Genomic DNA, 25,567 nt, shown 5'->3' with positions numbered 1-25,567 from the left:
TGATTATGCCGCCGGATTATGCTTCCTGGATGAAACCGTGAGGTCTTGTGCCGAACCGATTAGCGTGCGACGTGCAGACCTCCTTCAACCCCCTCAACGCTAAACAGCACCTGCCAAAGCTGAATATTGCGTGCGCGGAATGCACCTGCGCAGGCGTTAAGGTAATAGCTAAACATGCGCTGAAAACGCGTGGAGTAGTGGCTGGATAAAACAGGCCAGTGTTGCTGGAAGCGTTGATACCATGCCATCAGTGTACGGTCATAGTCGGCACCAAAATTGTGCCAGTCTTCCATGACCAGATAAGGTTCGCTGGCGGTTGCGATATGTTGAACCGAAGGCAGGCAGCCATTGGGAAAAATGTATTTATTGATCCAGGGGTCGACTTTCAGGTTGGTCGCATTTGCTCCGATGGTGTGGAGTAAAAATAGCCCATTGGGCTTGAGGTTACGCCTGATTGCCTGAAAATAGGTGTCATAATTTTTAGGGCCAACGTGTTCAAACATCCCCACAGAAACAATACGATCAAATGGCTGGTGCATGTCACGGTAGTCTTGCAGCAGAATAGACACATCCAGGCCCTGGCAGCGTTGCTGTGCCAGCGTCTGCTGCTCACGCGAGATGGTAATACCGGTCACGCGAACGCCATAATGGCGTGCGGCAAAGGCTGACAGGCCTCCCCAGCCACAGCCGATATCCAGTAAGGTCATTCCCTGGCGTAGCTGCAATTTTTCGCAAATCAGATGCAACTTGTCTTGCTGTGCCTGTTCGAGCGTTTCGGCGTGTTTCCAGTAAGCGCAAGAGTACTGCATGTGCGGGTCAAGCATACGTGAGAAAAGATCATTACCGAGGTCGTAATGCGCCTTGCCCACCCTCCATGCGCGGCGGCGGGATTGCAGGTTTATCACTCTTGCCAGCAGTACCCGCAGCGTGTCATGCAAACGGTGCGGCAATTGGTTTTCCAGCCCGGCACGTAAAGCGCGATGAAAAAACATATCCAGGCGCTCGCACTCCCACCAGCCATCCATATAACTTTCGCCGAGCCCCAGTGAACCTTCCCGCAATATCCGTTTGTAGAAATTGGGATTTTTCACCTGTATATCAAACGGGTGCGAGCCATTGATAGTAATACCAGCGCCCGCCAGCATATTATTGACTATCTGGAACCAGGACGTGCCAGCACTCCCCAGATCCTCTGCGTAAGATGAGCTCATCACTTCCCCCCTACCTTGCCAACATTGCAGTGCAAGGAATTCGTTAGACCATTGTACCCATGAAGAACATTCGGTGGACTCAATCCATCGTCTGGCCCTGAAGACTCAGCGGTATTCAAGAGAAAAGCGGCTACGAAAGGCGTCTGCCACTGGGCGCGGAAAGGCGGTGGTGATTATGCGCACCGTGGCGCTCAATGAGCAGGGCAGCAAAATGGGCGATGTGAGGAGCCATCACAATCCTGCATCGTCACATGATGATTATTGTCGTTAAAGGCAATGACAAGTTTATGACTGCCCGCGCCTGTCGGCAAGATTCGACTGGCGTGGGCCGCACAATAGATTCAATCAGGCGGGCTGAAAGTGAACCCCACAGGCATGAAGATAAGGGGCAATTTAGCGGCGATAGTCCACAAACGGGCCATCAGCAACGGAGCGGCGCTCTATCAGCGTTGGGTGAACTTCGATAGTCTGTGCTTCTTCACGTTTGCTGGTAATGCGATCAAGCAGCATGGAGAATGCGGCCTGGCCGAGGCGCTCTTTGGGCTGATGGATGGTAGTCAGTGCCGGAGTGAAATAGCGCGCATGGCGAACGTTGTCATACCCTATCACCGAAATATCCTGAGGTACCCGCAAGCCCAGCTCATCAGCCGCACAGATAGCGCCCATCGCCATGATATCACCACCACAGAATACCGCGGTGGGGCGGTGTTTTTGTGCCAGAATCTGGTGCATGGCTTTATAGCCGGACTCTGGTTCGAAGTCGCCTTGCACCACCCACTCTTCGCGTATCGTAATATCGGCTTCCTTCAGCGCTTTAAGAAAACCAAGGTAGCGCCCGCTGCCAGTGTTACGCTCTTGTGAGCCGGGGATCGCACCAATATCGCGATGCCCGCGCTCAATCAGATAACGGCCTGCCATATAACCGCCCGCGAAGGCGTTATCGATAATTGTGTCGGTAAAATCGCTGTGCGCTTCCCCCCAGTCCATCACTACCATGGGGATATGACGGTAATCGGCCAGCATCGACAACAGTGCCGGTGGATATTCAGCACACATCACCAACAGACCATCGACACGCTTTTGTGCCAGCATCGACAGATAAGCGCGCTGCTTGTCCAGATTGTTGTGGGAATTACACAAAATCAGCGTATAGCCTCTGGCATAACAACTGTTTTCTACCGCTTCAATAATTTCAGCAAAATAGGGCGCTTCACTGGATGTGGCCAGCAAACCGATAGACTTGGTGTGATTCACTTTTAGGCTGCGTGCCACCGCGCTTGGCGAATAATGTAACTCCTCGATGGCGGCACGCACCGCAGCCTTGGTTTCTTCGGCGACGAAACGTGTTTTATTGATCACGTGTGATACGGTTGTGGTCGAAACGCCTGCGCGCTTTGCCACATCTTTAATCGTTGCCATCTTAGGTGACTCCTGAACAGTTGTAACAGCAACGTATCTGTTACAGCAGTAAATATGTTGTTAATCGTTTGCCTGCGTGAATTCTTCTCCAGCCAAACACTATTTTCAGGAGGAGACATGCCGAAGTGTAGCCGGAAGGGGAGCCGGGAGGGCGGCCAACGCAGTGCATACAGTAAACCGCGAATTTTGGCCGATTTAACTCAAAAGTGGAAGAGGTAATTCGTGTTATCTCTGTGATGGGGAAAGCGGTTTTTTTAAACGTCCTTCATATAATAGGCAAGATATTGATTATGCTTTTCATCGGTATCCATCTATTCTGATGATGTGATGGCCCACCGATTTGTCAAATACAGGAGATGGTTTATGGATACGAATTTGAAAATGTCGTTGTTCACGACAGTCGTTGCGCTGACGGTGATTGTGATATTTAGCATGAGTGCGGTGCTGAATTAACCCTGAGTACGCGGAGACTCACCATTGGCTGATGGCTCCTCTCGCGCAGATGTGATATCACCGCGGCCGCATTTTTTGTCGCGTGCAAAATAATGATGAAACAAGCCCCGAATGAGCAGATGCGCTTTCGGGGCTTGTTTCATCTGGTGAGGGGGCTGGCGGTAGAGTTATGACAGTGGTGTCATTAGCGCATGGTTTTTGGCGTAACCACACGGCGAGCGCCTACGTAGTGATCCTGCCAATAATCTTCACTTAACTTGCTGATTTTTATGTCAGAGCCAGTTCGGGGCGATTGAATAAAGCGGCCATTACCAAGATAAACGCCAACGTGATCTGCTGCACCACGATTTGTTATCCGAAAGAACACCAAATCGCCGCTTTCGAGTTCGCTCTTCTTGATGGGGGCGGCATCGCGTAAATGGAACATTTCGTTGGCCGTTCGTGGAATGGAAATTTTCACCACGTCTTTGTAGGCGTAATACACCAGCCCGCTGCAATCAAAACCAGAAATAGGGTGTCGTCCCCCCCAGTGATAAGGTTTGCCAATCTGGCTCATGAGCTTATTCATTGCCGTTTGCTTGGCGTGCTGATAGCGCTTTTGGTGTGCCGGGTTCATGGCTATGCCTGACTTGCTCATCTTATCGTTTTTATTCTTACCATGATGGGCATTGGCGGCTAGTGTCGCTGTATGCGTAGTGGCAGATTTGCCTTTTTGGTTTTTTGCCGTGGTATGCCCGGAGCCAGAGTGTGGCTCGCTGTTCGGGTGTTTGGCACTGGCGTGAGCGACTTTTGTCGGCTGCGTGTGCGCATTTTTTGCCTGTTCAGTGAGGGTTTTCTTAGCGTTTTTGCCCGCAGGTTGTGATGATTTAGCAACAGAACCTTTCTCTTCTTTTTTATCTTTTTTACTGTTGCTGGCCGTGTGACTGCGTGCGGCTGTCGAAGCTACAGCTGCTTTGCCTGTGGCTGCTTTGGTGTGTGAGGTGGCAGTCGTGTGGCTGGCGGTGTTAGCCGATGCTGTTGTGTGTTTTTGTGCTGGTTTGGCCGGTGTGGCACTGGCGCTTTTTTTAGCACTTTTCGCCGTCTTATTTTTTTTAGCATCATCCACGGCTTTATTCGCCGTCGCCACACCGCTTTTGCGTGGTAAAACAGCGTTACTGTGAGGCGTAGCCTGTGCCAGATTAAAAAACAGATTACTGAAAAATAATAAAAAAAGCGTAATAAATAACCGCATAATAATGCTGACCGAATGGTGTCCTCAATCGTTCAATCTTTACAGTATTCCCCAAAATGGCCTGATAAAAAAGTGGGGATAGGGCTTTTATTACTACAAAATAGTGAGAAAACGTTAACAACGGCCATTTTTTGCTTAATTATCCATCAGCAACCGCTGATTGAGCGCAGGGAGAATGCGAAATCGTAAAACCCTACAAAAGATAGCGTTTTTTTGTGGCCATCGCTATCGTTAGAATACCTGATTATAGAACGAGAAGCGGCGGGGTGCGCCTGGCCGCAATTCTATGCCCGACATTAACTGATAGGGCATCACGCGCTTAAGGAAGCATAAACCATGACGACCACAATTGAAAAAATTCAGCGTCAGATCGCTGAAAACCCGATTCTGCTGTATATGAAAGGTTCTCCCAAGCTGCCAAGCTGTGGTTTTTCTGCCCAGGCGGTACAAGCGTTGTCAGCATGCGGTGAGCGCTTTGCCTATGTGGATATTTTGCAGAACCCGGATATTCGTGCCGAATTACCTAAGTACGCTAATTGGCCGACGTTCCCGCAACTGTGGGTTGATGGCGAACTGGTTGGGGGCTGTGACATCGTGATTGAAATGTATCAGCGCGGGGAATTGCAACCACTGATCAAAGAAACCGCCGATAAGTACAGACTCCAGCAAGGGGATGAATCCCAGGCTTGATGCGGGCCAGACATCAGGCAACGGCTGTTGCCTGATGTCGTATGGCGTTATTCTTCTGCGCCGATAGCAGACGGCGTGCCACTCTCTGTTCCAGCCGAAAGCGGCCACCCGCCAAGGCGTTTCCAGCGATTGACCAGCTCGCAAAAAAGTTCTGCCGTGCGTTCAGTATCATATAAAGCCGAATGTGCCTGACTGGCATCAAACGTAATACCGGCTGCGATGCAGGCTTTGGCCAGCACGGTTTGGCCGAGTACCAGGCCACTGAGTGCCGCGGTATCAAACGTGGCAAATGGATGGAAAGGATTGCGTTTAAGGCTGCAACGTTCAGCCGCCGCCATGAGAAAACTGTGATCAAAGGTGGCGTTGTGCGCTACGATGATGCCCCGATTACAGTCTTGATCTTTAATGCCTTTGCGTACCTGTTTGAAGATTTCGTGCAACGCTTCGTATTCACTGACCGCACCCCGCAACGGGTTTTTCGGGTCGATGCCGTTGAAGGCCAATGCTTCCGGGCGCAAAATTGACCCTTCAAAAGGCTCAACATGGAAATGCAATGTTTCGTCTGGTTTTAACCAACCGCTTTCATCCATTTTCAGCGTAATAGCCGCGATTTCCAGTAATGCATCGGTTTTCGCGTTAAATCCTGCTGTTTCCACATCGATTACCACGGGATAAAAACCACGGAAACGTGCATTCAGGGCGTTCAGGTTATGTTTTTCGGCCATTCGTTTTTTAATTTCTTCAGCAACATACAATGCACATTATGGCAAATTCTGCCATGGGATGCAGCAGGCAAGCAGGTCACGCCGCCCGATGACGGCGAAAGGCAGGTGTCGGCTGACACCTGAAAAAGAAAACCGGCAGGAGGTCAGTTCCCCAGTCCCTGGCCGGCCTGAGCACGTTCAATCAGCTCGATTTTATAGCCATCAGGGTCTTCAACAAACGCAATAACGGTGTTACCGCCTTTAACCGGGCCTGCTTCACGGGTCACTTTGCCACCTGCCTGCCGGATACGCTCACAGGCACCCGCAACATCATCGACGCCCAGCGCGATGTGACCAAAAGCGCTGCCCATCTCGTAACTGTCTACACCCCAGTTATACGTCAGTTCAATGACTGAACCGTCGCTCTCCTCGTTATAACCGACAAATGCCAGAGAGTATTTATATTCCGGGTTTTCGCTGGTGCGCAGTAAACGCATGCCCAGTATTTTGGTATAAAAATCAATGGCGCGTTGCAGGTCGCCAACGCGCAGCATAGTGTGAAGTAAACGCATAATGACCCCTATCTTGAGACTGTGGGTTAACTGCCACTGACGGTACAGGCGAGTGACTTGCCTGAAACAACAGAGGCCGAGTATAGCGTTGTTGCCGGGCAGAGCACAAATATCTGGCCGGTTGTGTGCCGGTGATTGGCTGGAAAAAGCGGCGATATGCGGTAAAATGGCGATTATTCGCGTATTGGCCTGATGCCATACTTGCCAGTGACAACGATCAAGGCTTCAATAAAAGAGGTCTGATAAGGAGGTCTTGTGGCGGAACAGCTTGAGCTTTTTCCCGTTCCTAATCCCTGTCGTGGGATCTGTCAGGCCGATGACCGTGGTTTTTGTCGTGGCTGCTTGCGAAGCCGCAATGAACGTTTTAATTGGCAGGCCATGAGCGATGCGCAAAAACAGGATGTGCTGCGTTTGTGCCGTCAGCGTATGCGACGCGCTCAGCGAAGTGAAAAAAATTCAACGTCTACGCAGACAGATCAACCCACCTTGTTTTAAATGACATGGTGATATTTAATGATATAAATTAAGTTCAGGATCATTTTTAATTAATTATTATTTGCTAGAATGGCACAACAACAATAAAACATTTTCTATTTAACGTTCGTTTTAAATCAGAGTTGATTGCAATCCAGGGATGTATCTTAGTACGCTAACTATAAGGAGAAGTGATGGAATTGCCGTTAGGTTCTGATTTAGCCCGGTTGGTTCGTGTATGGCGAGCTTTGATTGATCACCGATTGAAGCCGCTGGAGCTCACGCAAACGCACTGGGTCACACTGCATAATATCCACCAGTTGCCGCCTGGACAGTCCCAGATTCAGCTAGCGAAAGCCATAGGAATAGAGCAACCTTCGCTGGTAAGGACATTGGATCAACTTGAAGATAAAGGATTAATTACCCGCCATATATGTACCCACGATCGTCGTGCCAAGCGTATATTGTTAACCGATATGGCAGATCCCATCATTCAGGCGGTTAATGATGTAATTGATCAAACGCGTAGCGAAATATTAGATGGCATTACACCGCAAGAGGTCGATGAACTGGCGACAATTATCTCACGACTGGAAAAAAACATTTTAGCACTGCATGAGAGCCAATCCTGATTAATAGAATAAGTAAATATTGTGACGAATCGCTATTTGATTTTTAGTAACACTAATGTGAATTATTGTTGTGAAAATTTCGCAAAACGAGATCAGTCACATTCGCCTCTGAATAATTTTAGGGGGCAGAGCAGCGACATTGCAGCGATGCACATACGGGTGGTATTAGCATGTTGTGGCGGTGCGGATGCGCAGAACAGACTAGCAATGTGAAAGGAAATAAAGAGAAACAATCACCACCAAACGGTGGTGATTGTTTTTCAGGAATTAACGTGCAGAAACGGTGACAGCGCTGCCGTTGCTGGCCATTGCTACGCGCTGGCCTGCGTGGAACTTGGTGTCGCCCTGCTTTTGTACCACCATGATGGTTGTACCATCATCTTTACGAATTTCCAGCTCAACGCCCTGAACGCGGTTTGCGGCACCGCCGATAGCATTACCAGCCAGAGCGCCTGCGCCTGCGCCAACAGCCGTCGCGACGGTTTTACCTGTACCGCCACCGAGAGTGTGACCCAGAACCCCACCCAGAATAGCCCCGCCAACGGTGGCCACAGCATTATCTTTATCGCCAGCCTGAATCTGTACCGGACGAGTAGAAACAACGGTGCCGTAGGTCACAGTTTGAACTTGTTTGGCATCAGATGCACTGTAAACGTCTCCTGACAGGGTGCTGGTATTGGCACAACCGGCCAGAGTGATACTCGCAAGAGTGATCACGAGAAAACGTTTCATCATAAAAAAGCTCCTTTTAATATTGCTGTTATTGCTGCGTCGGGGCGTGCAGCCTGAGCCGACGAATTATCTACTGCTTCATGAGGGTGGGTGAAAGAACGATGCCACCGGTTTAAATGCTGTTTAAGATAAAACAGTACACGTCAATATTGATAATAAACGTGCGACGAGGTTCCTTGTGAAGCCTCTTTTTTCTTAAAAAACGTGTCAAACGGTTATTTTTTACCAGAATTGGCATCCGCCTGACAAAAAAGACAAAATCTGACCGTAATATACTACCTGTGTGCTAGTCTGTCGCGCAAATGTAAAGGTGGCGGTAACGTTATTTTCCTAATTTAAAGGTAATCCAATGAGGTCGGGAAGATATATTGGTGTGATGTCTGGAACCAGTCTGGATGGTGTTGATGTGGTGCTGGCGGCTATCGATGAGTCTACCGTTGCCCAACAGGCCAGCTACTGTCACCCCATTCCCCCGGAATTACGCCGGGCCATTTTGGCGATGAATCAGGGTCAGGCGGTAACGCTCTCGGCACTGGGGCAATTGGATACCCGTCTGGGATCACTGTTTGCCGAAGCCGTACAGGCCTTGTTGCGCCAGACCGGACTGAGCGCCAGCGATATCACGGCAATTGGCTGCCACGGGCAGACCGTCTGGCATGAACCGCAAGGGGATGCGCCATGTACGCTGCAAATTGGTGATGCTAATCGTATTGCCGCCATGACAGGGATTACCACCGTAGGGGATTTCCGACGAAGGGATATGGCATTAGGCGGTCAGGGCGCTCCGCTGGTGCCGGTATTTCACCACGCCTTACTGCAACACCCGGTCGAGCGTCGCATCGTACTGAATATCGGCGGTATTGCGAATATTTCGGTACTGGCTCCAGGGCGTGCGGTAAAAGGCTATGACACCGGACCGGGTAATATGCTGCTCGATGCCTGGGTGTGGCGTAACTGTGGGCTACCTTATGATAAAGATGCTGCCTGGGCGATGACCGGACACGTCAATAATGTGTTGCTCAGTCATCTGCTGTCCGATCCCTATTTCGGCCTGCCTGCACCCAAGAGTACCGGGCGAGAGCACTTTAATCTGGCCTGGCTTGAGCGGCAACTGGCACGTTTTTCGATGTTACCCCCACAAGACGTGCAGGCCACCCTGGTGGCATTAACCGCCGAGAGTATTGCCGGGCAAGTGCTGCTTACCGGCGGGTGTGAGCGGGTATTGGTGTGTGGCGGTGGGGCGCGAAATCCGTTATTGATGAGCCAGTTGTCAGCGCGTTTACCGGGGATAGAAGTGAGCACTACCGATAATTTCGGTATTCGTGGTGATGACATGGAAGCGCTGGCGTTTGCCTGGCTGGCCTTTCGCACACTCTCCGGTTTACCCGGCAACCTGCCTTCGGTAACGGGCGCTCGCTGTGAAACGATTCTTGGCGCTATTTACCCGGTAGTAACCGGCATTTGGTAATCAGATTTTGCTGACAGGTCATCTCCCCGGCGGTTGATAGACTACGTTGTTGTGACATGTTGCCGGCACAAGAGTGTCATTGTGCCGGATTCATTGTTAATGACAGGAGATGACATCGTGAAACCGCTCTTGATTGCCGCAGTGCTGTTATTAAGCGGCTGTACCCGTTTAGTCCCTTCCCCGCCATTACAAACCTTGCACTATCAATGTGGCACGATGCCATTAACGGTAAACCTGCATATGGCCGACAGGAATGAATCCGTTTCGTTTCTGCTTGATGGCGAGCTGCATACGTTGTATCCGGTTGTCGCGTCCTCGGGCAGCCGGTATAGCGATGGGAAGTATACCTTTTGGCGCAAGCAGCAGCAGGCGCTCATCATGAGGGGGGAGCGCATTATCGTGAATGATTGTGTGTTGCGCTAGGGGCCGTTGAGATTTTGGCGTCACGGGCGCAGAATGATTTTTTTGTTATTTTTGTCTGGTTTGGTAACGGCAGGATCTCATGACCACAGAACACGATGATGTGCATCACTCCGAGTCACGCAATAAGGTCGCGCTGTCTCCTCAGCAGGCGGCGAGTGTTGATATCGCCGATTTACGGCGCGAATACACCCGTGGTGGGTTGCGACGTCACGATCTTAGCGCTAACCCGCTTGATTTGTTTGAACGCTGGCTGAAACAGGCGTGTGAAGCACAACTGGCGGACCCAACGGCGATGTGCGTGGCGACGGTTGATGAGCAAGGGCAACCTTATCAGCGAATCGTACTGCTGAAACACTATGACGAAAAAGGCATGGTGTTTTACACCAACCTGGGCAGCCGTAAAGCACAACAACTGGCTGTCAATTCGCGTATTAGCCTGTTATTCCCCTGGCATATGCTGGAGCGTCAGGTCATCGTGCAGGGGCGTGCCGAAAAATTGCCGATGCTGGAGGTGATGAAGTATTTCCACAGTCGGCCGCGCGATAGCCAGATTGGTGCCTGGGTGTCAAAGCAGTCCAGCCGGATTTCTGCACGCAACTTGCTGGAAAGTAAGTTTTTCGAGATGAAGCAGAAATTTCAGCAAGGGGAGATCCCATTGCCCAGTTTCTGGGGGGGATTTCGTGTCTCTATCGATGCCATCGAATTTTGGCAAGGTGGGGAACATCGCCTGCACGATCGTTTTCTGTACCAACGCGAGGGGCAAGGCTGGTCAATTGACCGTCTGGCACCCTAAATCACGCTAATTTGTTACGCGAAGCGCTGGCACTCCCGTGGGCCGCGCTTTATTCTATGTCACCCTGAATTTTTCTTTCGCCAACGTGGCGAAAAGTCGTGTACCGGTAAAAGGTGCAGTCGTTTATACATGGAGACTTTGATGGCAAGCAATCTGATCCAACAATTGCAAGAGCGGGGCCTGGTGGCCCAGGTAACGGACGAGGCTGCGTTAGCAGAGCGACTGGCGCAGGGGCCAATTGCACTGTATTGCGGTTTTGATCCGACCGCTGACAGCTTGCATTTGGGACATCTGGTGCCACTGCTGTGCCTGAAACGCTTTCAGATGGCCGGTCATAAACCGGTTGCTCTGGTCGGTGGAGCCACCGGGCTCATCGGTGACCCGAGTTTTAAAGCGGCCGAACGTAAACTCAACACTCAGGACACCGTACAAGAGTGGGTAGAGAAAATCCGTCGTCAGGTTGCGCCGTTTTTGGATTTTGACTGCGGTGATAACAGCGCGGTGGCTGCCAACAACTACGACTGGTTCGGCTCGATGAATGTGCTGACATTCCTGCGCGATATTGGCAAGCACTTCTCCGTTAACCAGATGATTAACAAGGAAGCAGTGAAACAGCGCCTGAATCGTGATGATGTCGGGATTTCATTTACCGAGTTTTCCTACAACCTGTTGCAGGGCTATGATTTTGCTTCACTAAACGGGCTGTATGATGTTGAGTTGCAAATTGGTGGGTCTGACCAGTGGGGCAATATTACCTCAGGTATCGATTTAACCCGGCGCTTGCACCAAAAACAGGTGTTTGGCCTCACCGTGCCGCTTATCACCAAGTCAGACGGTACTAAATTCGGTAAAACCGAAAGCGGAGCAGTCTGGCTGGATCCGAAGAAGACCAGTCCATACAAATTCTATCAATTCTGGATCAATACCGCCGATGCAGATGTTTACCGCTTCCTGAAATTCTTCACCTTCATGGATATTGAAGTTATCAATGCCCTGGAAGAGGAAGATAAAAACAGCGGTGTGGCACCGCGCGCGCAGTTTGTGCTGGCAGAAGAAGTGACCCGTCTGGTGCACGGGGAAGAGGGATTGTCAGCGGCTCGTCGCATCACCCAGAGCCTGTTCAACGGTAATCTGGGCGACCTGACTGAGGCGGACTTTGCCCAACTGGCGCAGGATGGTATTCCTATGGTTGAACTGGCTGGCGGTGCGGATTTACAGCAAGCGCTGGTCGATTCCGAATTGCAGCCATCACGCGGTCAGGCTCGCAAAACCATTGCCTCTAATGCCATCACCATCAATGGCGAGAAACAATCTGACCCTGAATATACCTTCTCGGCGGCTGACCGCCTGTTTGGTCGCTACACTCTGTTGCGTCGCGGCAAAAAGCACTACTGCCTTATCTGCTGGAAGGACTAACCCACCCAACGAAGGGAGCGATTGCTCCCTTTTGCTTTGATGCCCCGAAGCGAGACGGTGAGCTTGTCATTCCCGGCAAGTCTCTGCCGGTTTTTGGGGAACATCGGTCGCACGCATGGTGATAACACCGTATTTAATAACAACACAGATCGCATTTATTAAGCAGGCAAGGGTAGTTAATTTCATGAAAAACGTACTGTCTATCCAGTCCCATGTGGTTTTTGGTCATGCCGGAAATAGCGCGGCAGAGTTTCCCATGCGGCGTATGGGAGTAAACGTCTGGCCACTTAACACCGTGCAATTCTCTAATCATACTCAATATGGTCAGTGGACCGGTTGTGTGATGCCCGCCGAGCACCTGACCGAGATTGCGCAGGGGATCAGTAATATTGATGTGCTCAAAGACTGTGATGCCGTACTGAGTGGTTACATCGGTTCACCTGAACAGGGCGGGCATATTCTGGAGATTGTTCGGCGTGTCAAAGCGGCGAATCCAGACGCTATTTATTTTTGTGACCCCGTCATGGGCACCCCGGAAAAAGGCTGTATCGTTCCGGCAGGCGTGAGCGATTTTCACTGCCAGCAATCGCTGCTGGCAAGCGACATGATAGCTCCCAATCTGCCTGAGCTGGAGCTGTTGAGTGGCAGCACTATCCATACGGTTGAAGACGCGGTCATTGCCAGCCGGGCGCTTTGCCAGCGCGGGCCCAAACTGGTCTTGGTAAAACACCTCAGCCGTGCTGCTATCCATCAGGACAGCTTTGAAATGTTGCTGGTAAGCCATGATGAAGCCTGGCATATTCGCCGCCCGCTGGTGGATTTCGGGCCTCGTCAACCGGTAGGCGTTGGCGATTTGACCAGCGGTCTACTGCTGGCAAATCTGCTCAAAGGCGCAACACCCGTACAGGCGCTGGAGCACACCACTGCCGCTGTGTACGACGTCATGTGTATGACCAAACAGTTGGGGCAATATGAGTTGCAACTGGTGGCGGCGCAAGAGGGTATTGTGCAGCCCAGCCAGCATTTTGCTGCAACGCGCCTGTAAGCGGCCACGTTCATAACGGGGAGTGAGTGATCCCCCCGTTATGAACCTCAGCATAGATATGGTTATTACGAACAGTACCAATATCGCCAGAGCGAGGCGTTAACGTGCCTGCGGTTAGAATTTAACTTCCAGTCCTTCTGCCGTGAGCGCTTTTTCTACCGCGGGTCGTGAAGATACGCGCTCCAGATAAGCCGACAACGCCGGAAACTGAAGCAAATTGAATTTCAGTTCATGCGCCCAGCGACAAATGGTAAACAGATAGGCATCGGCTACGCCGAAGCGGTTACCCACCAGATAGTCATGCTCACTCAATACTTCATTCAGATAACGAAAGCGTTGCTCCAGGTAGCTTTTTAATAACTCTTTGTACAATTCCGGTGTGCCGGGCCGAAACAGTGGTGTGAACGATTTATGCAGTTCGGTGGAAATGTAGGCCAGCCATTCAATGGCGCGATAATGATGGATGGTGCTTGACGGGGCTATCAGATTATATTGCGGTGCCTTGTCTGCCAGATACAGAGCAATGGCGACGGTTTCCGTCAGAACCGTGCCATCGTCAAGCGCCAGTGCGGGGACTAACCCTTTGGGGTTGACCAACAGATAATCGCTTCCCTGTTCCGTTTTTTTCGTGCGCAGGTCGACTTTCACCAGCGTGAATTTGGCCCGGGTCTCGTGCAGGATGATATGCGGAAATAGTGAACAACTTCCCGGTTTGTAATAGAGTTTCATTCGCCATTCCTTCAGTAAACGTCTTTGCGGTGAGTCGCAGTGTCAGATAAAAAAAGTATTCAGGTAAAACGTACTACAGTCGTTCTGGCTCAGGTGGGGTGACGGTTATCCGCCTTCGCCAGACCTATTCAGGGCACGACTTGAAAATAGGATCTAACCGTTGTGCTTTTTAATCATCATTACTTATAACAATTGTAAAAATCTTAACAGGATAGCGTAAGTTCATCTTGCTACAGTTCCGTCAGACTGGCTGTGCGCGGTGTCGCAAGATAGGTGTACTACCCAACCATAGCCTGCAACGGCTCTGTGATGGTTGCCGCAGCGAGACCAGATACCTTGTTATAGTTATCGGTCATCCGATGAGAATATTCACGTCATTAGCGCGTTATCTTGTTATCCGTGTTAAAAAAGCCTGATTTACAGATTGTGTTATCGTTAAGCATGCCATCGTTTTTCTGGTGCGGATGCGTTGCCGCTTGGGCTGGCGGGAAATGGTCTGGCGTATTTCCCCTCTTGTGCATACGGCAAGGATGCAGTATTAGTTATTGATGGCTTAATGCCATGATCCATAAAATAAAATTATAGAGGAGCAAGGAATGACGATAGACAAGGGTTGGCTGGCATCGGTACTGGGTGCATTAAGCCTGACTGCGGTTTCAGTGCAAGCGGCAGTCGTTCCTGCCGGAGTCCCGTTAGCAGAAAAACAGGAACTGGTCAGAGCCAATGGTTCTGAACCGGCATCGCTTGACCCACACAAAGTGGAAAGCGATGTTGAAGGCAATCTTATACACGATTTTTTTGAAAAACTGATCTCGGTGCGTGATGACGGCACCGTGATACCGGGCCTGGCGGAACGCTGGGAAAATAAAGACAACCAGATATGGACGTTCCATTTGCGTCCGGGGCTTAAGTGGTCTGACGGTACGCCGATAACGGCGGATGACGTGGTGTTTAGCTGGCAGCGTCTGGCTGACCCGAAAACGCTGTCGCCCTATCAGAGCTATGTGGGCAGTTTGCATGTTCTGAATGCCGATGAAATTATCGCTGGCAAGAAAAGCCCTCAGGAACTGGGTATTAAGGCACTGGATGCGCAAACGGTGCAAGTGACACTCGATCAACCGCTGTCGTATTTTCTGCCGATGGTCGATCACTATGTGATGGTGACGGTACCGAAAGCGGCGATTGAAAAATTTGGTGATAAGTGGACGCAGACTGCCAACTTTGTCGGCAGCGGCCCGTTTGTGCCGACGGAGTGGGTGGTTAATGAGCGCATCAGCGCCAAACGCAACGTCAATTATTGGGACAACGCCCATACCGTGCTGAACAAAGTCACCTATTTGGTGATTGTCTCGAATACCGCAGAAGTGAACCGCTACAAGGCGGGCGAGGTTGACGTCACGTACACGATGCCGAACCAGTTGTTCAAGTCCCTCAAGCAGGAGCTGCCGAACGAAGTCAAAGTGTCGCCGTTCCTCTCTACCTATATTTACCGCTTTAATACCCAAAAACCGCCATTTAATGATGCGCGGGTGCGGCGTGCGCTGGATTTGGCGCTGGATAAAGACGTGATTGCCGACAAAGTGATGGGACAAGGTCAGTTGCCTGCTTATAACTACGTTCCGCGAGGAATGGCCGGTTACACCAGCACTCAGCCGGAATGGGCCAGCTGGACACAACAACAGCGCAACGCTGAGGCGAAAAAATTGCTGAAAGAGGCGGGGTTTGATGAAAGCCACCCGCTGAAGTTCGAATTGTTGTATAACACCTCGGAATCACATCAGAAGATTGCTATCGCGGCGGCCTCGATGTGGAAGCAAAATCTTGGTGCAGAGGCCACGCTGTTGAATCAGGAGTGGAAAACGCTGCTGGATACCTCCCGTTCCGGGAATTTCTCCGTGGTGCGTAACTCCTGGGGGGCTGACTATAACGAACCTTCAACCTATTTTGATACCCTACGCGCCAAAGACAGTAACAATGCCGGTAAATTCAACGACAAAGCATACGATGAGGTACTGGATAAAGCAGTGAAAGCCTCGTCGCTGGACGAGCGGGTAAAACTCTATCATCAGGCAGAAGGGATTTTGCAACAGCAAATGCCGCTCATCCCTATCTACTACTACGTGCGCAGCCAGATGGTGAAGCCGTATGTGGGTGGGTTCAAGCCGGATTTGAAAGGAGATTACTACAGCAAGGACGTTTACATCATCAAGCACTGATAGCCAAAATACGTCAGGTGGCAAGCGCCACCTGACGTACAGTGATTATTGGCTATCCAGCAGGTGCCCCATCTTGGCCGCTTTGGTCGCAAGATAGTGTTCGTTTTTCGGATTGCGGCCGACTATCAGCGGCACTCGCTCTACGATATTGATGCCAGCTTCGCTCAGGATATTCACTTTTTTCGGATTATTGGTGAGTAACCGTACTGCGGCCACATTCAATAATTTGAACATGTCTGAACACAGAGTGAAATCACGCTCATCAGCGGCAAAGCCGAGTTGATGATTGGCTTCCACGGTATCTGCGCCCTTGTCTTGTAGCGCGTAAGCGCGAATTTTGTTCAGTAGCCCGATGTTACGCCCTTCCTGCCGATGATACAGCAGTATGCCACGCCCCTCTTCGGCAATCTGATTCAAGGCCGCTTCCAACTGGAAACCACAGTCACAACGCAGGCTAAACAGTGCATCTCCGGTCAGACACTCCGAATGCACTCTGGCCAGCACCGGTTCCGGGCTGGAAATGTCGCCATAAACCAACGCCAGGTGATCACGCCCGGTCGCAGTTTCCTCAAACCCTACCATCAGGAAATCGCCCCACGGGGTGGGTAGTTTGGCTTCCGCCACCCGTTTTAGCTGCATGTTAATCTCCAAAGCATGAATGATGAATTCCGGCTCCTTACGGGAGAGGGAATCACGTGCCGACGCCACCGGAATACTCCCCGCGCCGGGGGCCCGTGGTCCTTATGACCGGTGACTGAATGACTCGGGAATAGCGGTGTCGTTGACATAACTGACAGCTATTTTACGCCATACTGACAGCGGACGCCCTCTTTTTTGATAAAATTGTGAAAAATTTGTTTTAATATCCTGCTGAATTATAGGGAGAAATGATGCGCGATCTCACCAGACGTACCTTAATTGGTACAATGTCATTGATGATGTTGCCGTTATGGGTGTGGGCAACAGGATGGCACTGGCAACCAACGGTAGCCGGATGGTGGCTTAAACCCTTGTTCTGGATGACCGAAACGGTGTCTGCCCCGTGGGGTGTACTAACCAGTATTCTCTTGTCAGGCTGTACGGTATGGCTTTTGCGTATCCGCGGTCGGCAGGCCATCGCCGTTATCGTTATCCTGTTGGCTACACTGGTGGCCGGGCAGGGGATGAAATCGGTAATGAAGCACTGGACGCAAGAGCCCAGGCCATTCTTGGTGTGGCTGGAGCAGACGAATCAGATAACAGTCACAGACTTTTATGCATTAACTGACGATGATCGCGCCGCGTTGTTGGCCCGCCAGTTACAACAAACAACGTCCATTCCCTCCTGGCAGCAGCAACACTGGCAGCAACAAGCTGACTACGCCTTTCCTTCCGGGCATACCGTGTTTGCAGCCAGTTGGGCACTGCTGATAGTGGGTTTGCTCGGTTCCCGTCGCTGTTATGGAATGGTCGTGCTGATGATGTTATGGGCGAATAGCGTGATTGGCAGCCGACTGGCGTTAGGCATGCATTGGCCACAAGATGTTGTTGTTGCCACACTTATCAGCATGGTGCTGGCGCTGATGGCTGGTTGGCTGTTAAGGCGTTTTTTCCCTATTTTATACTCTTCCCGTTGAGTGGCCTGTCGCGCCCCATTACGGCAGGCTAACCGTCTGGCTTTGTGCCTGAAAGCGCTCGAACCTTAGGTAAGGTACCGCTGCGCGAAAGGCATCACACAACGATAATGCTATCCACTGCACGCAGCCATTTGCTGAATAATGCTGCGTGTCACCGCTTTTCCTGCCTGACGCTCCTGACTGTCTTTCCCACCCGGTGGGGGAAATGCTAAGTTAATGGGGTTCACCGCCGAAATTTGGCATAATTCATCTGGTTAAGTTCATCCGTTTACGTTCATTTGCGTAAGACGACACCCACAGGAAGCGAACGTGAAATACATGCTGATTTTTTTTCTGGTGCTGGCGATTTTTATTGTGTCTATCACGCTTGGGTCACATAACGATCAGGTGATCACATTTAACTATCTGCTGGCTCAGGGTGAATACCGGTTATCGACATTGCTGGCCACCTTATTTGCGACCGGGTTTGGGCTGGGCTGGGTGATTTGTGGGGCGTTTTATCTGCGCCTGCGCATTGCGCTGGGGCGTGAACAACGTAAAATCAAGCGTCTTGAGCAGCAGTTGTCTGCCTCGTCGGCAACCACGTCCACCGATTCTGCCACCCACTAAGGAACAACCTCCATGTTAGAACTGCTGTTTCTGTTGCTGCCGGTTGCCGCCGCCTACGGCTGGTATATGGGGCGCAGGAGTGCACAGCAGGATAAACAGGACGAAACCAATCGTTTATCGCGTGACTACGTCACCGGGGTGAACTTTCTGTTGTCCAACCAGCAAGATAAAGCCGTTGAGCTGTTTCTTGACATGCTTAAAGACGACAGTAACACCTTCGAAGCGCACCTGACGCTGGGCAACCTGTTTCGCTCGCGCGGCGAGGTTGACCGGGCTATCCGTATTCATCAGGCTCTGACTGAAAGCGCGTCGCTCAGTTTTGAGCAGCGCCTGCTGGCAGTGCAGCAACTGGGTCGTGACTATATGGTCGCAGGGCTGTACGACCGCGCAGAAGAAATTTTCAAACAACTGGTCGATGAAGACGAATTTCGGGTGAGCGCACTGCAACAGTTATTGCAGATTCACCAATCTACCAGTGACTGGCCAAACGCTATCGAGACGGCAGAAAGACTGCTTAAACTCGGTAAAACGCAGCAACGCAGTGAAATTGCGCACTTCTACTGTGAACAGGCATTGCAGGCAATGGGCAGCGATGATCTTGATAAAGCCATGGCGATGCTGAAAAAAGCATCGATAGCGGATAATCAGTGCGCTCGTGTGTCCATTATGCTGGGGCGCATCTATATGGCACAGCAACATTATGCCCAGGCCGCAGCCGAACTCCGGCAGGTGCTGGAGCAGGATAAGGAGTTTATTAGTGAAGCACTGCCGATGCTACAAGACTGCTATGTCCAGTTGAATCAGCCAGACGTGTGGGCGACATTTTTGCGCCGCTGTGTGGAAGAAAAATGTGGCTCCAGCGCTGACCTGATGATGGCGGATGTGCTGGAGCAATATGAAAGCACGGAGTCTGCACAAACCTATGTCACGCGTCAGTTACAGCGTTACCCTACCATGCGGGTATTTCACCGCCTGATCGATTACCACTTACGTGAAGCGGAAGATGGCCGGGCGAAAGAGAGCCTTTTGGTGCTGCGCAACATGGTCGGTGAGCAAATTCAGGCCAAACCGCGTTACCGTTGTCACAAATGCGGTTTTACCTCTCAGTCGCTTTACTGGCATTGCCCCTCTTGCCGCAGTTGGGCCAGTGTGAAGCCGATTCGTGGGTTAGATGGCGAGTAACGCCCCGATAACCAACGTGATAACGAGGCCTGTTTGCGCCTCAGGGGAGAGGCTGGTAGTTACAACATACTAAAAAATTGCTGACATAGCAGCGGCGCGGTGGTTTGGCATTTGTCCGGCAGGGCGGGTAGAATGCGCGCGAAAACGATTTCACTCATTCATGCTTAACGACGGGAACACCAGTGAACGGCTCAACAACCTCTTTGAATATGATGTCTACAGGCTCTCCGATTATTGTGGCGCTGGATTATGCTGACCTGCATGCCGCGTATGATTTTGTCGATAGAATCGACCCGCAAGACTGCCGGTTAAAAGTGGGAAAAGAGATGTTCACCCTGTTTGGCCCGCAATGTGTGACGGCGTTGCAGCAGCGTGGCTTTCAGGTGTTTCTCGATCTCAAATTCCATGATATTCCCAATACCACCGCGCGCGCCGTGGCCGCCGCGGCGGAACTGGGCGTGTGGATGGTGAATGTGCATGCCAGCGGTGGCGCGCGTATGATGACGGCGGCGCGCGAGGCGCTGTTACCGTTTGGCCATCAGGCACCGTTGCTGATTGCGGTGACGGTGCTCACCAGCATGGATGAGGCGGATTTAAACGGCCTTGGCATCACTTTGTCGCCGGCGGAACAGGCTGAAAAGTTGGCAACATTAACTCAGCAGTGCGGGCTGGATGGTGTCGTCTGCTCGGCTCATGAGGCGGTGCGCCTGAAACAGGTGTGTGGGGCGGACTTCCGTCTGGTAACACCGGGTATTCGTCCGGCAGGCAGCGATGCAGGCGATCAACGTCGTATCATGACACCTCAGCAGGCGCAACAGGCTGGGGTCGATTATATGGTGATCGGCCGGCCCATCACCCAGTCAGCCGACCCGGCGGCAACCTTAAAAACCATTCTGACGTCATTAGGAGTCAGTCATGCGTGATGATAACAGCCGCTTGGTTTACTCCACGCAAACCGGGCGTATCGAGGAACCGGCAGACAAACCTGTGCGGGCCAAAGGCGATGGTGTGGTACGCATTCAGCGCCAGACCAGCGGGCGCAAAGGTAAGGGCGTATGTCTGATTACCGGCATTGATCTTGATGATGCTGAACTTGAGCGGCTGGCCGCGGAGCTGAAAAAGAAGTGCGGCTGTGGCGGTGCGCTTAAAGACGGTGTGATAGAAATTCAGGGTGATAAACGCGATCAGCTAAAAGCATTACTGGAAGCGAAAGGCATGCGCGTTAAGCTTGCCGGAGGTTGATGCGCTTGCCAGACAAACAGGCTCCGTCAGGGAGCCTGTTTGCTATCGGGTGTTGACGCCCCTGTGCACACCGGGGATTAGCGGGTTGTCTGGTGTCCGATAATGCCGCCGACCGCCGCACCGCCGACGGTTCCCACCGCGCTGCCGTTGGTTAATACCGCGCCACCCAGCGCGCCAATTCCGGCACCAATCGCGGTATTGCGCTGGCGTTTATTCATGCCTGCGCAGCCAGCCAGTGTGCTGATAATCACCATTGCCAGTACCGTGGCAGTCAGTTTTCTATTCATCTGCATTTTTATACTCCTGTTATTGCTGTTTTACGGCAAGGTGACGGCGCTAAAAATCATGCGGTAACGCCAACCCATGAGCGCTTGATTGCCGTGACTCGCGGTGTGAGGTCTGGCTGCCAGTATAGTGACCGGCCACTGGCACGACAGGTGAAAAACTCTGAATTCATCGCACACCGGCGGCGTTTGCCGTGATTTCATTCTCCCGTGGTGTTGGCGTCATCGCACACCGGTCTCCCCAGCAGAACACCGCCCGTTTTTCAGCCATTTCCACCATACCGCTGCCGCCCGCCGGACAGCAGAATAGCCAAAATCACACGGGAGAATGAACATGCTGGAAGAGCTGAAAATGCAGGTGCTTGACGCCAATCTGGCTTTGCCCCGTCATCAACTGGTGACGTTTACCTGGGGGAATGTCAGTGCGTGCAGCCGTGAGCACGGGCTTATGGTGATTAAACCCTCCGGTGTTGAATATGATGCGATGACGCAGCAGGACATGGTCGTCGTAGAGATTCGCACCGGGCGGGTCGTGGAAGGTGAGAGAAAGCCCTCGTCAGATACCGATACGCATCGGGCGCTGTATCAGGCTTTTCCGGCCTTGGGGGGCATCGTCCATACCCATTCACGCCATGCCACTATCTGGGCGCAGGCCGGGAAAGATTTACCCCCCTGGGGAACCACTCATGCTGACTATTTTTACGGCCCCATCCCCTGTACCCGGCTGATGACGCCACACGAAATCGCCGGGCAGTATGAATGGGAAACGGGGCAGGTTATCGTCGAAACCTTCCGTGAGCGAGGTTTATCACCCGAGGCCATTCCGGCCGTATTGGTGAATGCGCATGGCCCTTTTGCCTGGGGGAGTGATGCTGAAAATGCCGTGCACAACGCTGTGGTACTGGAAGAGATTGCTTACATGGGGCTATTTTCTCACCAGTTAACCCCGGCGCTGGCATCAATGCAACCTGCATTACTGGATAAGCACTACCTGCGCAAGCACGGGGTACATGCCTATTACGGCCAATAATGTCAGCTTGGCCACTCAGGTTGATGGTTTGTTTTGCATGCGGGGTGTTAAGGGAGATTGAACGCCCAGGCTGGGCGTTCGGTTTTACGCGTTTTAGTGCTGTGCGCTATCCTGACGCCAGCTGGCCGGGGTTTCCTGCACTGTGGGCTGCTGGCTATGCAGCGCCCGGCGAATCACCAGGAAGGCGGCAACCAACATCGTCACTGCAACCAGCATAAAGAATCCACACAGTATTGCGTTGATTTGGTTACTCAAAACGATGGTCGCCATGTCCTGCATGGTTTTGGCTGGCGCAATCAGGGTGCCGGACTCAATACCTTTTGAGAACCGGTTTGCCTGCGCCAGAAAGCCGATACTGGGTTTTTCATGAAAGATTTTCTGCCAGCCGGCCGTCATCGAGGTAATAAACAGCCAGGCTGTCGGCAATAATGTGACCCAGGCGTAGCGCTGTTTCTTCATTTTGAACAGCACCACCGTACCGAGGATCAGCGCCATTGACGCCAGCATCTGGTTGCCGATGCCAAACAGCGGCCATAGCGTATTAATGCCGCCAAGCGGGTCAATCACCCCCTGATAGACGAAAAAGCCCCAGCCCGAGACAGCAACGGTAGTGCCCGCCATATTACCCAGCCAGGAGTGGCTTTTGCCCATGCCGGGAATAACCAGTCCTGCCAGGTCTTGCACCATAAAGCGGCAGGCGCGGGTGCCCGCATCCACGGCAGTCAGAATAAACAGCGCTTCAAACAAAATGGCGAAGTGATACCAGAATGCCATCATCGCCCGGCTGTTAAAAATGTCAGTGATGATATGCGCCATACCGACGGCAAAGGTAGGTGCGCCCCCGGCGCGTGAAAGAATGGTATTTTCACCGACGTCTTTGGCGATGGTCGTCAGGTCTGCCGGGGTGATGACAAATCCCCAGGCGCTTATCACCTGTGCGGCGTTTTCCACGGTGGTGCCTATTACGGCGGCGGGGGCGTTCATTGCAAAATAGACGCCCGGGTCGATTACCGAGGCGCAAATCAGCGCCATGATGGCAACGAAAGACTCCATCAGCATCGCGCCGTAGCCGATAAAACGAATATGGCTTTCACGCTCAACCAATTTGGGGGTAGTACCGCTCGACACCAGCGCATGGAAGCCGGAGATAGCGCCACAGGCAATGGTAATAAACAAAAACGGGAACAGGCTACCGGAAAACACCGGCCCGCTGCCGTCGATAAAGCGGGAAATGGCAGGCATTTTCAGTTCCGGCATGGCAAAAACAATACCGACTGCCAGCCCGACAATGACGCCGATTTTCAGGAAGGTGGATAAATAGTCACGCGGAGCCAGTAGCAGCCAGACGGGTAACACCGAGGCGATGAACCCATAAATCACCAGCACCCAGGTCAGGGTTGTGCCGCTGAGGGTGAACAGTGGCCCCCAGTAAGGATGTACGGCAATCTCACCACCGTAAGTGATGGCCAGCATCATCAGCACAAAACCTATCAGCGAGACTTCGGCGATTTTTCCCGGCCGCAAAAAGCGCATGTAAACGCCCATAAACAGCGCAATCGGAATGGTGGCAGCAATCGTAAACGTGCCCCACGGGCTGTTGGTAAGCGCTTTAACCACCACCAGTGCCAGCGCTGACAGGATGATTATCATCACGCCCAGTGCGCCCAGCATAGTCACCACACCGGCAAATGCGCCCAGTTCCTGCCGGGCCATTTCGCCCAGTGAGCGGCCATCGCGCCGGGTAGAAATAAACAGCACCAGAAAATCCTGCACGGCTCCGGCCAGCATCACACCAAGCAAAATCCATAACGTGCCGGGTAAAAAACCCATTTGCGCGGCCAGAATCGGCCCGACCAGCGGCCCGGCTCCGGCGATAGCCGCAAAATGGTGGCCGAACAATACCCACTTATTGGTGGGGACATAATCCAGCCCGTCGTTATGGCGTTCGGCAGGCGTGATGCGCCGGTCGTCGAGTTCAAACACCCGGCGGGCAATAAACAGGCTGTAAAAACGGTAGGCAATGCTGTAGCAGGCGACGGCGGCAATCACCAGCCAGACGGCGTTAACATGCTCACCACGGCTGAGTGCCAGCATGGCAAACGCCACCGCTCCGGCAATCGCAACAGCTATCCAGGCTGACATACTTTTGATGGTTTTCATCTCACTGACTCCAGAGTGGTTGTCATTTCCCGCTGCCGGTTGGCTCATAGGCAGTGTTACCACACGCATAACGTGTGGCATCAATAAACACCATAGTGCAGTGATTCAGGAGCGTGATTAGATAGCGATAAAAATGTGAACAAAGCTATATTTTTGTTATGGAAATGATTTTTCCGGCAGCGGTGTTACCGGTGAAAGATGGCGTAGCAGACCGGCAGCAAATCATGGGGTGCACGCCTCACCCGGCATAGCCTGGATGAGGCGTGCCTATCCGTGCTCAGGGCAGTGTGTTCCCCGCGGCCCGGTAGATGTCATACCAGGTTTCGCGGCTGATGCGCAGTGATGAGGCCGTGGCGATGTCCTGTAAGCGTTGCGGGTTCATGCTGCCGACTATCACCTGCATACTGGCCGGATGGCGCAACAGCCAGGCGGTGGCGATGGCCGTTGTCGAGACAGCGTATTCATCGGCGGCTTTTTGCAGGGCAGCGTTGAGCGTCGCAAACTGGTCGTTACCGATAAATACACCATCAAAAAAGCCGTACTGGAAGGGCGACCAGGCCTGAATTGTCATGTTTTTCAGGCGGCTGTACTCCAGTACCATACCATCATGATGCAGCGATGGTGCATGGGTCATATTGACGTTGAAACCGGCATCGATCATCGGGGTGTGCATAATACTTAACTGCAACTGATTGGTAAGCAGCGGCTGGCGCACGGCGGTTTTTAGCAATTCAATTTGCAACGGATGCTGGTTGCTCACGCCGAAATGGCGCACCTTGCCGCTGGTGTACAGCTCGTCGAATGCGCCAGCGACCTCGTCTGGCTCACACAAGGTGTCTGGGCGGTGCAACAGCAGCAGGTCAAGGTAATCGGTATTCAGGCGCGTCAGGCTGCCTTCCACACTTGCGAGAATATGCTGTTTAGAGAAATCGAAATAGCCGGGGCGGATGCCGCATTTACTCTGGAGGATCAGTGCGTCGCGGCGAATACCGCCTTGTGTGATGGCTTTCGCAAACACCTCTTCCGAGCGCCCGGCACCATAAATATCCGCATGGTCAAAAAAGTCTATGCCGACATCAAGCGCGCTCTGTATCAGGGTAACGGCGTCCTGCGGGCTTTTTCCGGCAAGACGCATACAGCCGAGGGCAATATTGGGAACACTGAGTGTACTGCCACCAAGCGGAATTCTTTTCATCGTATCGACTCCTTTATGCGCGGGGGAGTGGCCGAAGGGGA

General features: G+C 52.1%; 27 protein-coding genes. 16 read left to right on the top strand and 11 right to left on the bottom strand.

Going from position 1 to position 25,567, the window contains the following annotated elements:
- Positions 1–59: 59 nt before the first annotated feature.
- Both cfa and purR read right to left on the bottom strand, forming a co-directional pair.
- Positions 60–1,211 carry a cyclopropane fatty acyl phospholipid synthase gene (gene cfa, locus DAQ1742_RS12390; RefSeq protein ID WP_035341283.1) on the bottom strand — a complete coding sequence of 384 codons (1,152 nt, stop codon included), beginning with the start codon at positions 1,209–1,211 and terminating at the stop codon, positions 60–62.
- Positions 1,212–1,604: 393 nt separating this feature from the next.
- On the bottom strand, positions 1,605–2,630 hold the full coding sequence (purR, locus tag DAQ1742_RS12385; RefSeq protein ID WP_035341285.1) for an HTH-type transcriptional repressor PurR: 1,026 nt from the start codon (positions 2,628–2,630) through the stop codon (positions 1,605–1,607).
- A gap of 363 nt (positions 2,631–2,993) precedes the next feature.
- On the opposite strand from purR, the gene cydH reads away from it, so the two are divergent.
- Positions 2,994–3,083: a cytochrome bd-I oxidase subunit CydH gene (cydH, locus tag DAQ1742_RS12380; protein WP_158513809.1), complete on the top strand. Its 90-nt coding sequence runs from the start codon at positions 2,994–2,996 to the stop codon at positions 3,081–3,083.
- 184 nt (positions 3,084–3,267) lie between these two features.
- Here the strand turns inward: cydH and DAQ1742_RS12375 are convergent, their stop codons facing one another.
- Positions 3,268–4,314, bottom strand: a complete 1,047-nt coding sequence (locus DAQ1742_RS12375; protein WP_180706135.1) for a C40 family peptidase — start codon at positions 4,312–4,314, stop codon at positions 3,268–3,270.
- Positions 4,315–4,650: 336 nt separating this feature from the next.
- Here DAQ1742_RS12375 and DAQ1742_RS12370 point away from each other — a divergent pair, with 336 nt between their 5' ends.
- Positions 4,651–5,004, top strand: coding sequence for a Grx4 family monothiol glutaredoxin (locus DAQ1742_RS12370; protein WP_035341289.1), 354 nt, complete (start codon positions 4,651–4,653; stop codon positions 5,002–5,004).
- Positions 5,005–5,051: 47 nt separating this feature from the next.
- Here the strand turns inward: DAQ1742_RS12370 and rnt are convergent, their stop codons facing one another.
- Both rnt and gloA read right to left on the bottom strand, forming a co-directional pair.
- A complete protein-coding gene (gene rnt, locus DAQ1742_RS12365) occupies positions 5,052–5,729 on the bottom strand; it encodes a ribonuclease T (RefSeq protein WP_035341291.1) in 678 nt (225 codons plus the stop codon).
- A gap of 143 nt (positions 5,730–5,872) precedes the next feature.
- Complete coding sequence (gene gloA / locus DAQ1742_RS12360) at positions 5,873–6,280, bottom strand: lactoylglutathione lyase (RefSeq protein WP_035341293.1); 408 nt, start codon at positions 6,278–6,280, stop codon at positions 5,873–5,875.
- Positions 6,281–6,535: 255 nt separating this feature from the next.
- Here gloA and DAQ1742_RS12355 point away from each other — a divergent pair, with 255 nt between their 5' ends.
- Complete coding sequence (locus DAQ1742_RS12355; protein ID WP_035341295.1) at positions 6,536–6,775, top strand: DUF1289 domain-containing protein; 240 nt, start codon at positions 6,536–6,538, stop codon at positions 6,773–6,775.
- Between the two features lie 173 nt (positions 6,776–6,948).
- Positions 6,949–7,386 (top strand): transcriptional regulator SlyA, encoded by a 438-nt coding sequence (slyA, locus tag DAQ1742_RS12350; RefSeq protein ID WP_035341297.1) that lies wholly within the window; start codon positions 6,949–6,951, stop codon positions 7,384–7,386.
- A 267-nt stretch (positions 7,387–7,653) separates the two neighbouring features.
- Here the strand turns inward: slyA and DAQ1742_RS12345 are convergent, their stop codons facing one another.
- Positions 7,654–8,121: an outer membrane lipoprotein gene (locus tag DAQ1742_RS12345; protein ID WP_035341299.1), complete on the bottom strand. Its 468-nt coding sequence runs from the start codon at positions 8,119–8,121 to the stop codon at positions 7,654–7,656.
- Positions 8,122–8,467: 346 nt separating this feature from the next.
- Here DAQ1742_RS12345 and anmK point away from each other — a divergent pair, with 346 nt between their 5' ends.
- The 5 genes from anmK (at position 8,468) to pdxY (ending at position 13,263) form a co-directional block, all read left to right on the top strand.
- Positions 8,468–9,586 carry an anhydro-N-acetylmuramic acid kinase gene (gene anmK, locus DAQ1742_RS12340; RefSeq protein ID WP_035341301.1) on the top strand — a complete coding sequence of 373 codons (1,119 nt, stop codon included), beginning with the start codon at positions 8,468–8,470 and terminating at the stop codon, positions 9,584–9,586.
- 117 nt (positions 9,587–9,703) lie between these two features.
- A complete protein-coding gene (locus DAQ1742_RS12335; RefSeq protein WP_035341303.1) occupies positions 9,704–10,009 on the top strand; it encodes an MliC family protein in 306 nt (101 codons plus the stop codon).
- A 79-nt stretch (positions 10,010–10,088) separates the two neighbouring features.
- Complete coding sequence (gene pdxH / locus DAQ1742_RS12330; RefSeq protein WP_083961014.1) at positions 10,089–10,802, top strand: pyridoxamine 5'-phosphate oxidase; 714 nt, start codon at positions 10,089–10,091, stop codon at positions 10,800–10,802.
- 138 nt (positions 10,803–10,940) lie between these two features.
- Entirely contained in the window at positions 10,941–12,218 is a 1,278-nt protein-coding gene (gene tyrS / locus DAQ1742_RS12325; protein WP_145916234.1) for a tyrosine--tRNA ligase, read from the top strand.
- A 184-nt stretch (positions 12,219–12,402) separates the two neighbouring features.
- Positions 12,403–13,263, top strand: a complete 861-nt coding sequence (gene pdxY / locus DAQ1742_RS12320; RefSeq protein WP_035341307.1) for a pyridoxal kinase PdxY — start codon at positions 12,403–12,405, stop codon at positions 13,261–13,263.
- 114 nt (positions 13,264–13,377) lie between these two features.
- Here the strand turns inward: pdxY and gstA are convergent, their stop codons facing one another.
- The gene (gene gstA, locus DAQ1742_RS12315) at positions 13,378–13,992 is read right to left on the bottom strand and encodes a glutathione transferase GstA (protein ID WP_035341309.1); all 615 of its coding nucleotides are present in this window, start codon (positions 13,990–13,992) and stop codon (positions 13,378–13,380) included.
- A 596-nt stretch (positions 13,993–14,588) separates the two neighbouring features.
- Between gstA and DAQ1742_RS12310 the strand changes: the two genes are divergently transcribed.
- Positions 14,589–16,208, top strand: coding sequence for an ABC transporter substrate-binding protein (locus DAQ1742_RS12310; protein ID WP_035341312.1), 1,620 nt, complete (start codon positions 14,589–14,591; stop codon positions 16,206–16,208).
- Between the two features lie 45 nt (positions 16,209–16,253).
- Here DAQ1742_RS12310 and ribA read toward each other — a convergent pair whose 3' ends face one another.
- Complete coding sequence (gene ribA / locus DAQ1742_RS12305) at positions 16,254–16,847, bottom strand: GTP cyclohydrolase II (protein WP_035341314.1); 594 nt, start codon at positions 16,845–16,847, stop codon at positions 16,254–16,256.
- A 248-nt stretch (positions 16,848–17,095) separates the two neighbouring features.
- Here ribA and pgpB point away from each other — a divergent pair, with 248 nt between their 5' ends.
- The 5 genes from pgpB (at position 17,096) to yciH (ending at position 20,857) form a co-directional block, all read left to right on the top strand.
- Positions 17,096–17,824, top strand: a complete 729-nt coding sequence (pgpB, locus tag DAQ1742_RS12300) for a phosphatidylglycerophosphatase B (protein WP_232046483.1) — start codon at positions 17,096–17,098, stop codon at positions 17,822–17,824.
- Positions 17,825–18,133: 309 nt separating this feature from the next.
- On the top strand, positions 18,134–18,433 hold the full coding sequence (locus tag DAQ1742_RS12295) for a LapA family protein (RefSeq protein ID WP_035341316.1): 300 nt from the start codon (positions 18,134–18,136) through the stop codon (positions 18,431–18,433).
- A 12-nt stretch (positions 18,434–18,445) separates the two neighbouring features.
- Complete coding sequence (lapB, locus tag DAQ1742_RS12290) at positions 18,446–19,615, top strand: lipopolysaccharide assembly protein LapB (protein WP_035341318.1); 1,170 nt, start codon at positions 18,446–18,448, stop codon at positions 19,613–19,615.
- Positions 19,616–19,824: 209 nt separating this feature from the next.
- Positions 19,825–20,538: an orotidine-5'-phosphate decarboxylase gene (gene pyrF / locus DAQ1742_RS12285; RefSeq protein WP_035341320.1), complete on the top strand. Its 714-nt coding sequence runs from the start codon at positions 19,825–19,827 to the stop codon at positions 20,536–20,538.
- Complete coding sequence (gene yciH / locus DAQ1742_RS12280) at positions 20,531–20,857, top strand: stress response translation initiation inhibitor YciH (RefSeq protein ID WP_035341322.1); 327 nt, start codon at positions 20,531–20,533, stop codon at positions 20,855–20,857. The genes pyrF and yciH overlap by 8 nt, the downstream gene beginning before the upstream one ends.
- Positions 20,858–20,934: 77 nt before the next feature.
- Here the strand turns inward: yciH and DAQ1742_RS12275 are convergent, their stop codons facing one another.
- A complete protein-coding gene (locus tag DAQ1742_RS12275; protein WP_035341324.1) occupies positions 20,935–21,150 on the bottom strand; it encodes a glycine zipper 2TM domain-containing protein in 216 nt (71 codons plus the stop codon).
- A gap of 325 nt (positions 21,151–21,475) precedes the next feature.
- Here DAQ1742_RS12275 and araD point away from each other — a divergent pair, with 325 nt between their 5' ends.
- Positions 21,476–22,171, top strand: coding sequence for an L-ribulose-5-phosphate 4-epimerase (araD, locus tag DAQ1742_RS12270; RefSeq protein WP_035341326.1), 696 nt, complete (start codon positions 21,476–21,478; stop codon positions 22,169–22,171).
- 93 nt (positions 22,172–22,264) lie between these two features.
- Here the strand turns inward: araD and DAQ1742_RS12265 are convergent, their stop codons facing one another.
- The gene (locus DAQ1742_RS12265) at positions 22,265–24,331 is read right to left on the bottom strand and encodes a carbon starvation CstA family protein (RefSeq protein ID WP_035341328.1); all 2,067 of its coding nucleotides are present in this window, start codon (positions 24,329–24,331) and stop codon (positions 22,265–22,267) included.
- A 277-nt stretch (positions 24,332–24,608) separates the two neighbouring features.
- On the bottom strand, positions 24,609–25,526 hold the full coding sequence (locus DAQ1742_RS12260; protein ID WP_035341331.1) for an aldo/keto reductase: 918 nt from the start codon (positions 25,524–25,526) through the stop codon (positions 24,609–24,611).
- Positions 25,527–25,567 lie beyond the last annotated feature (41 nt).

This window comes from Dickeya aquatica, assembly GCF_900095885.1.
In the GTDB taxonomy this organism is placed as follows: domain Bacteria; phylum Pseudomonadota; class Gammaproteobacteria; order Enterobacterales; family Enterobacteriaceae; genus Dickeya; species Dickeya aquatica.
Note: the sequence above shows the minus strand (reverse complement) of the source record. Positions and strands in the feature narration are given on the sequence as shown.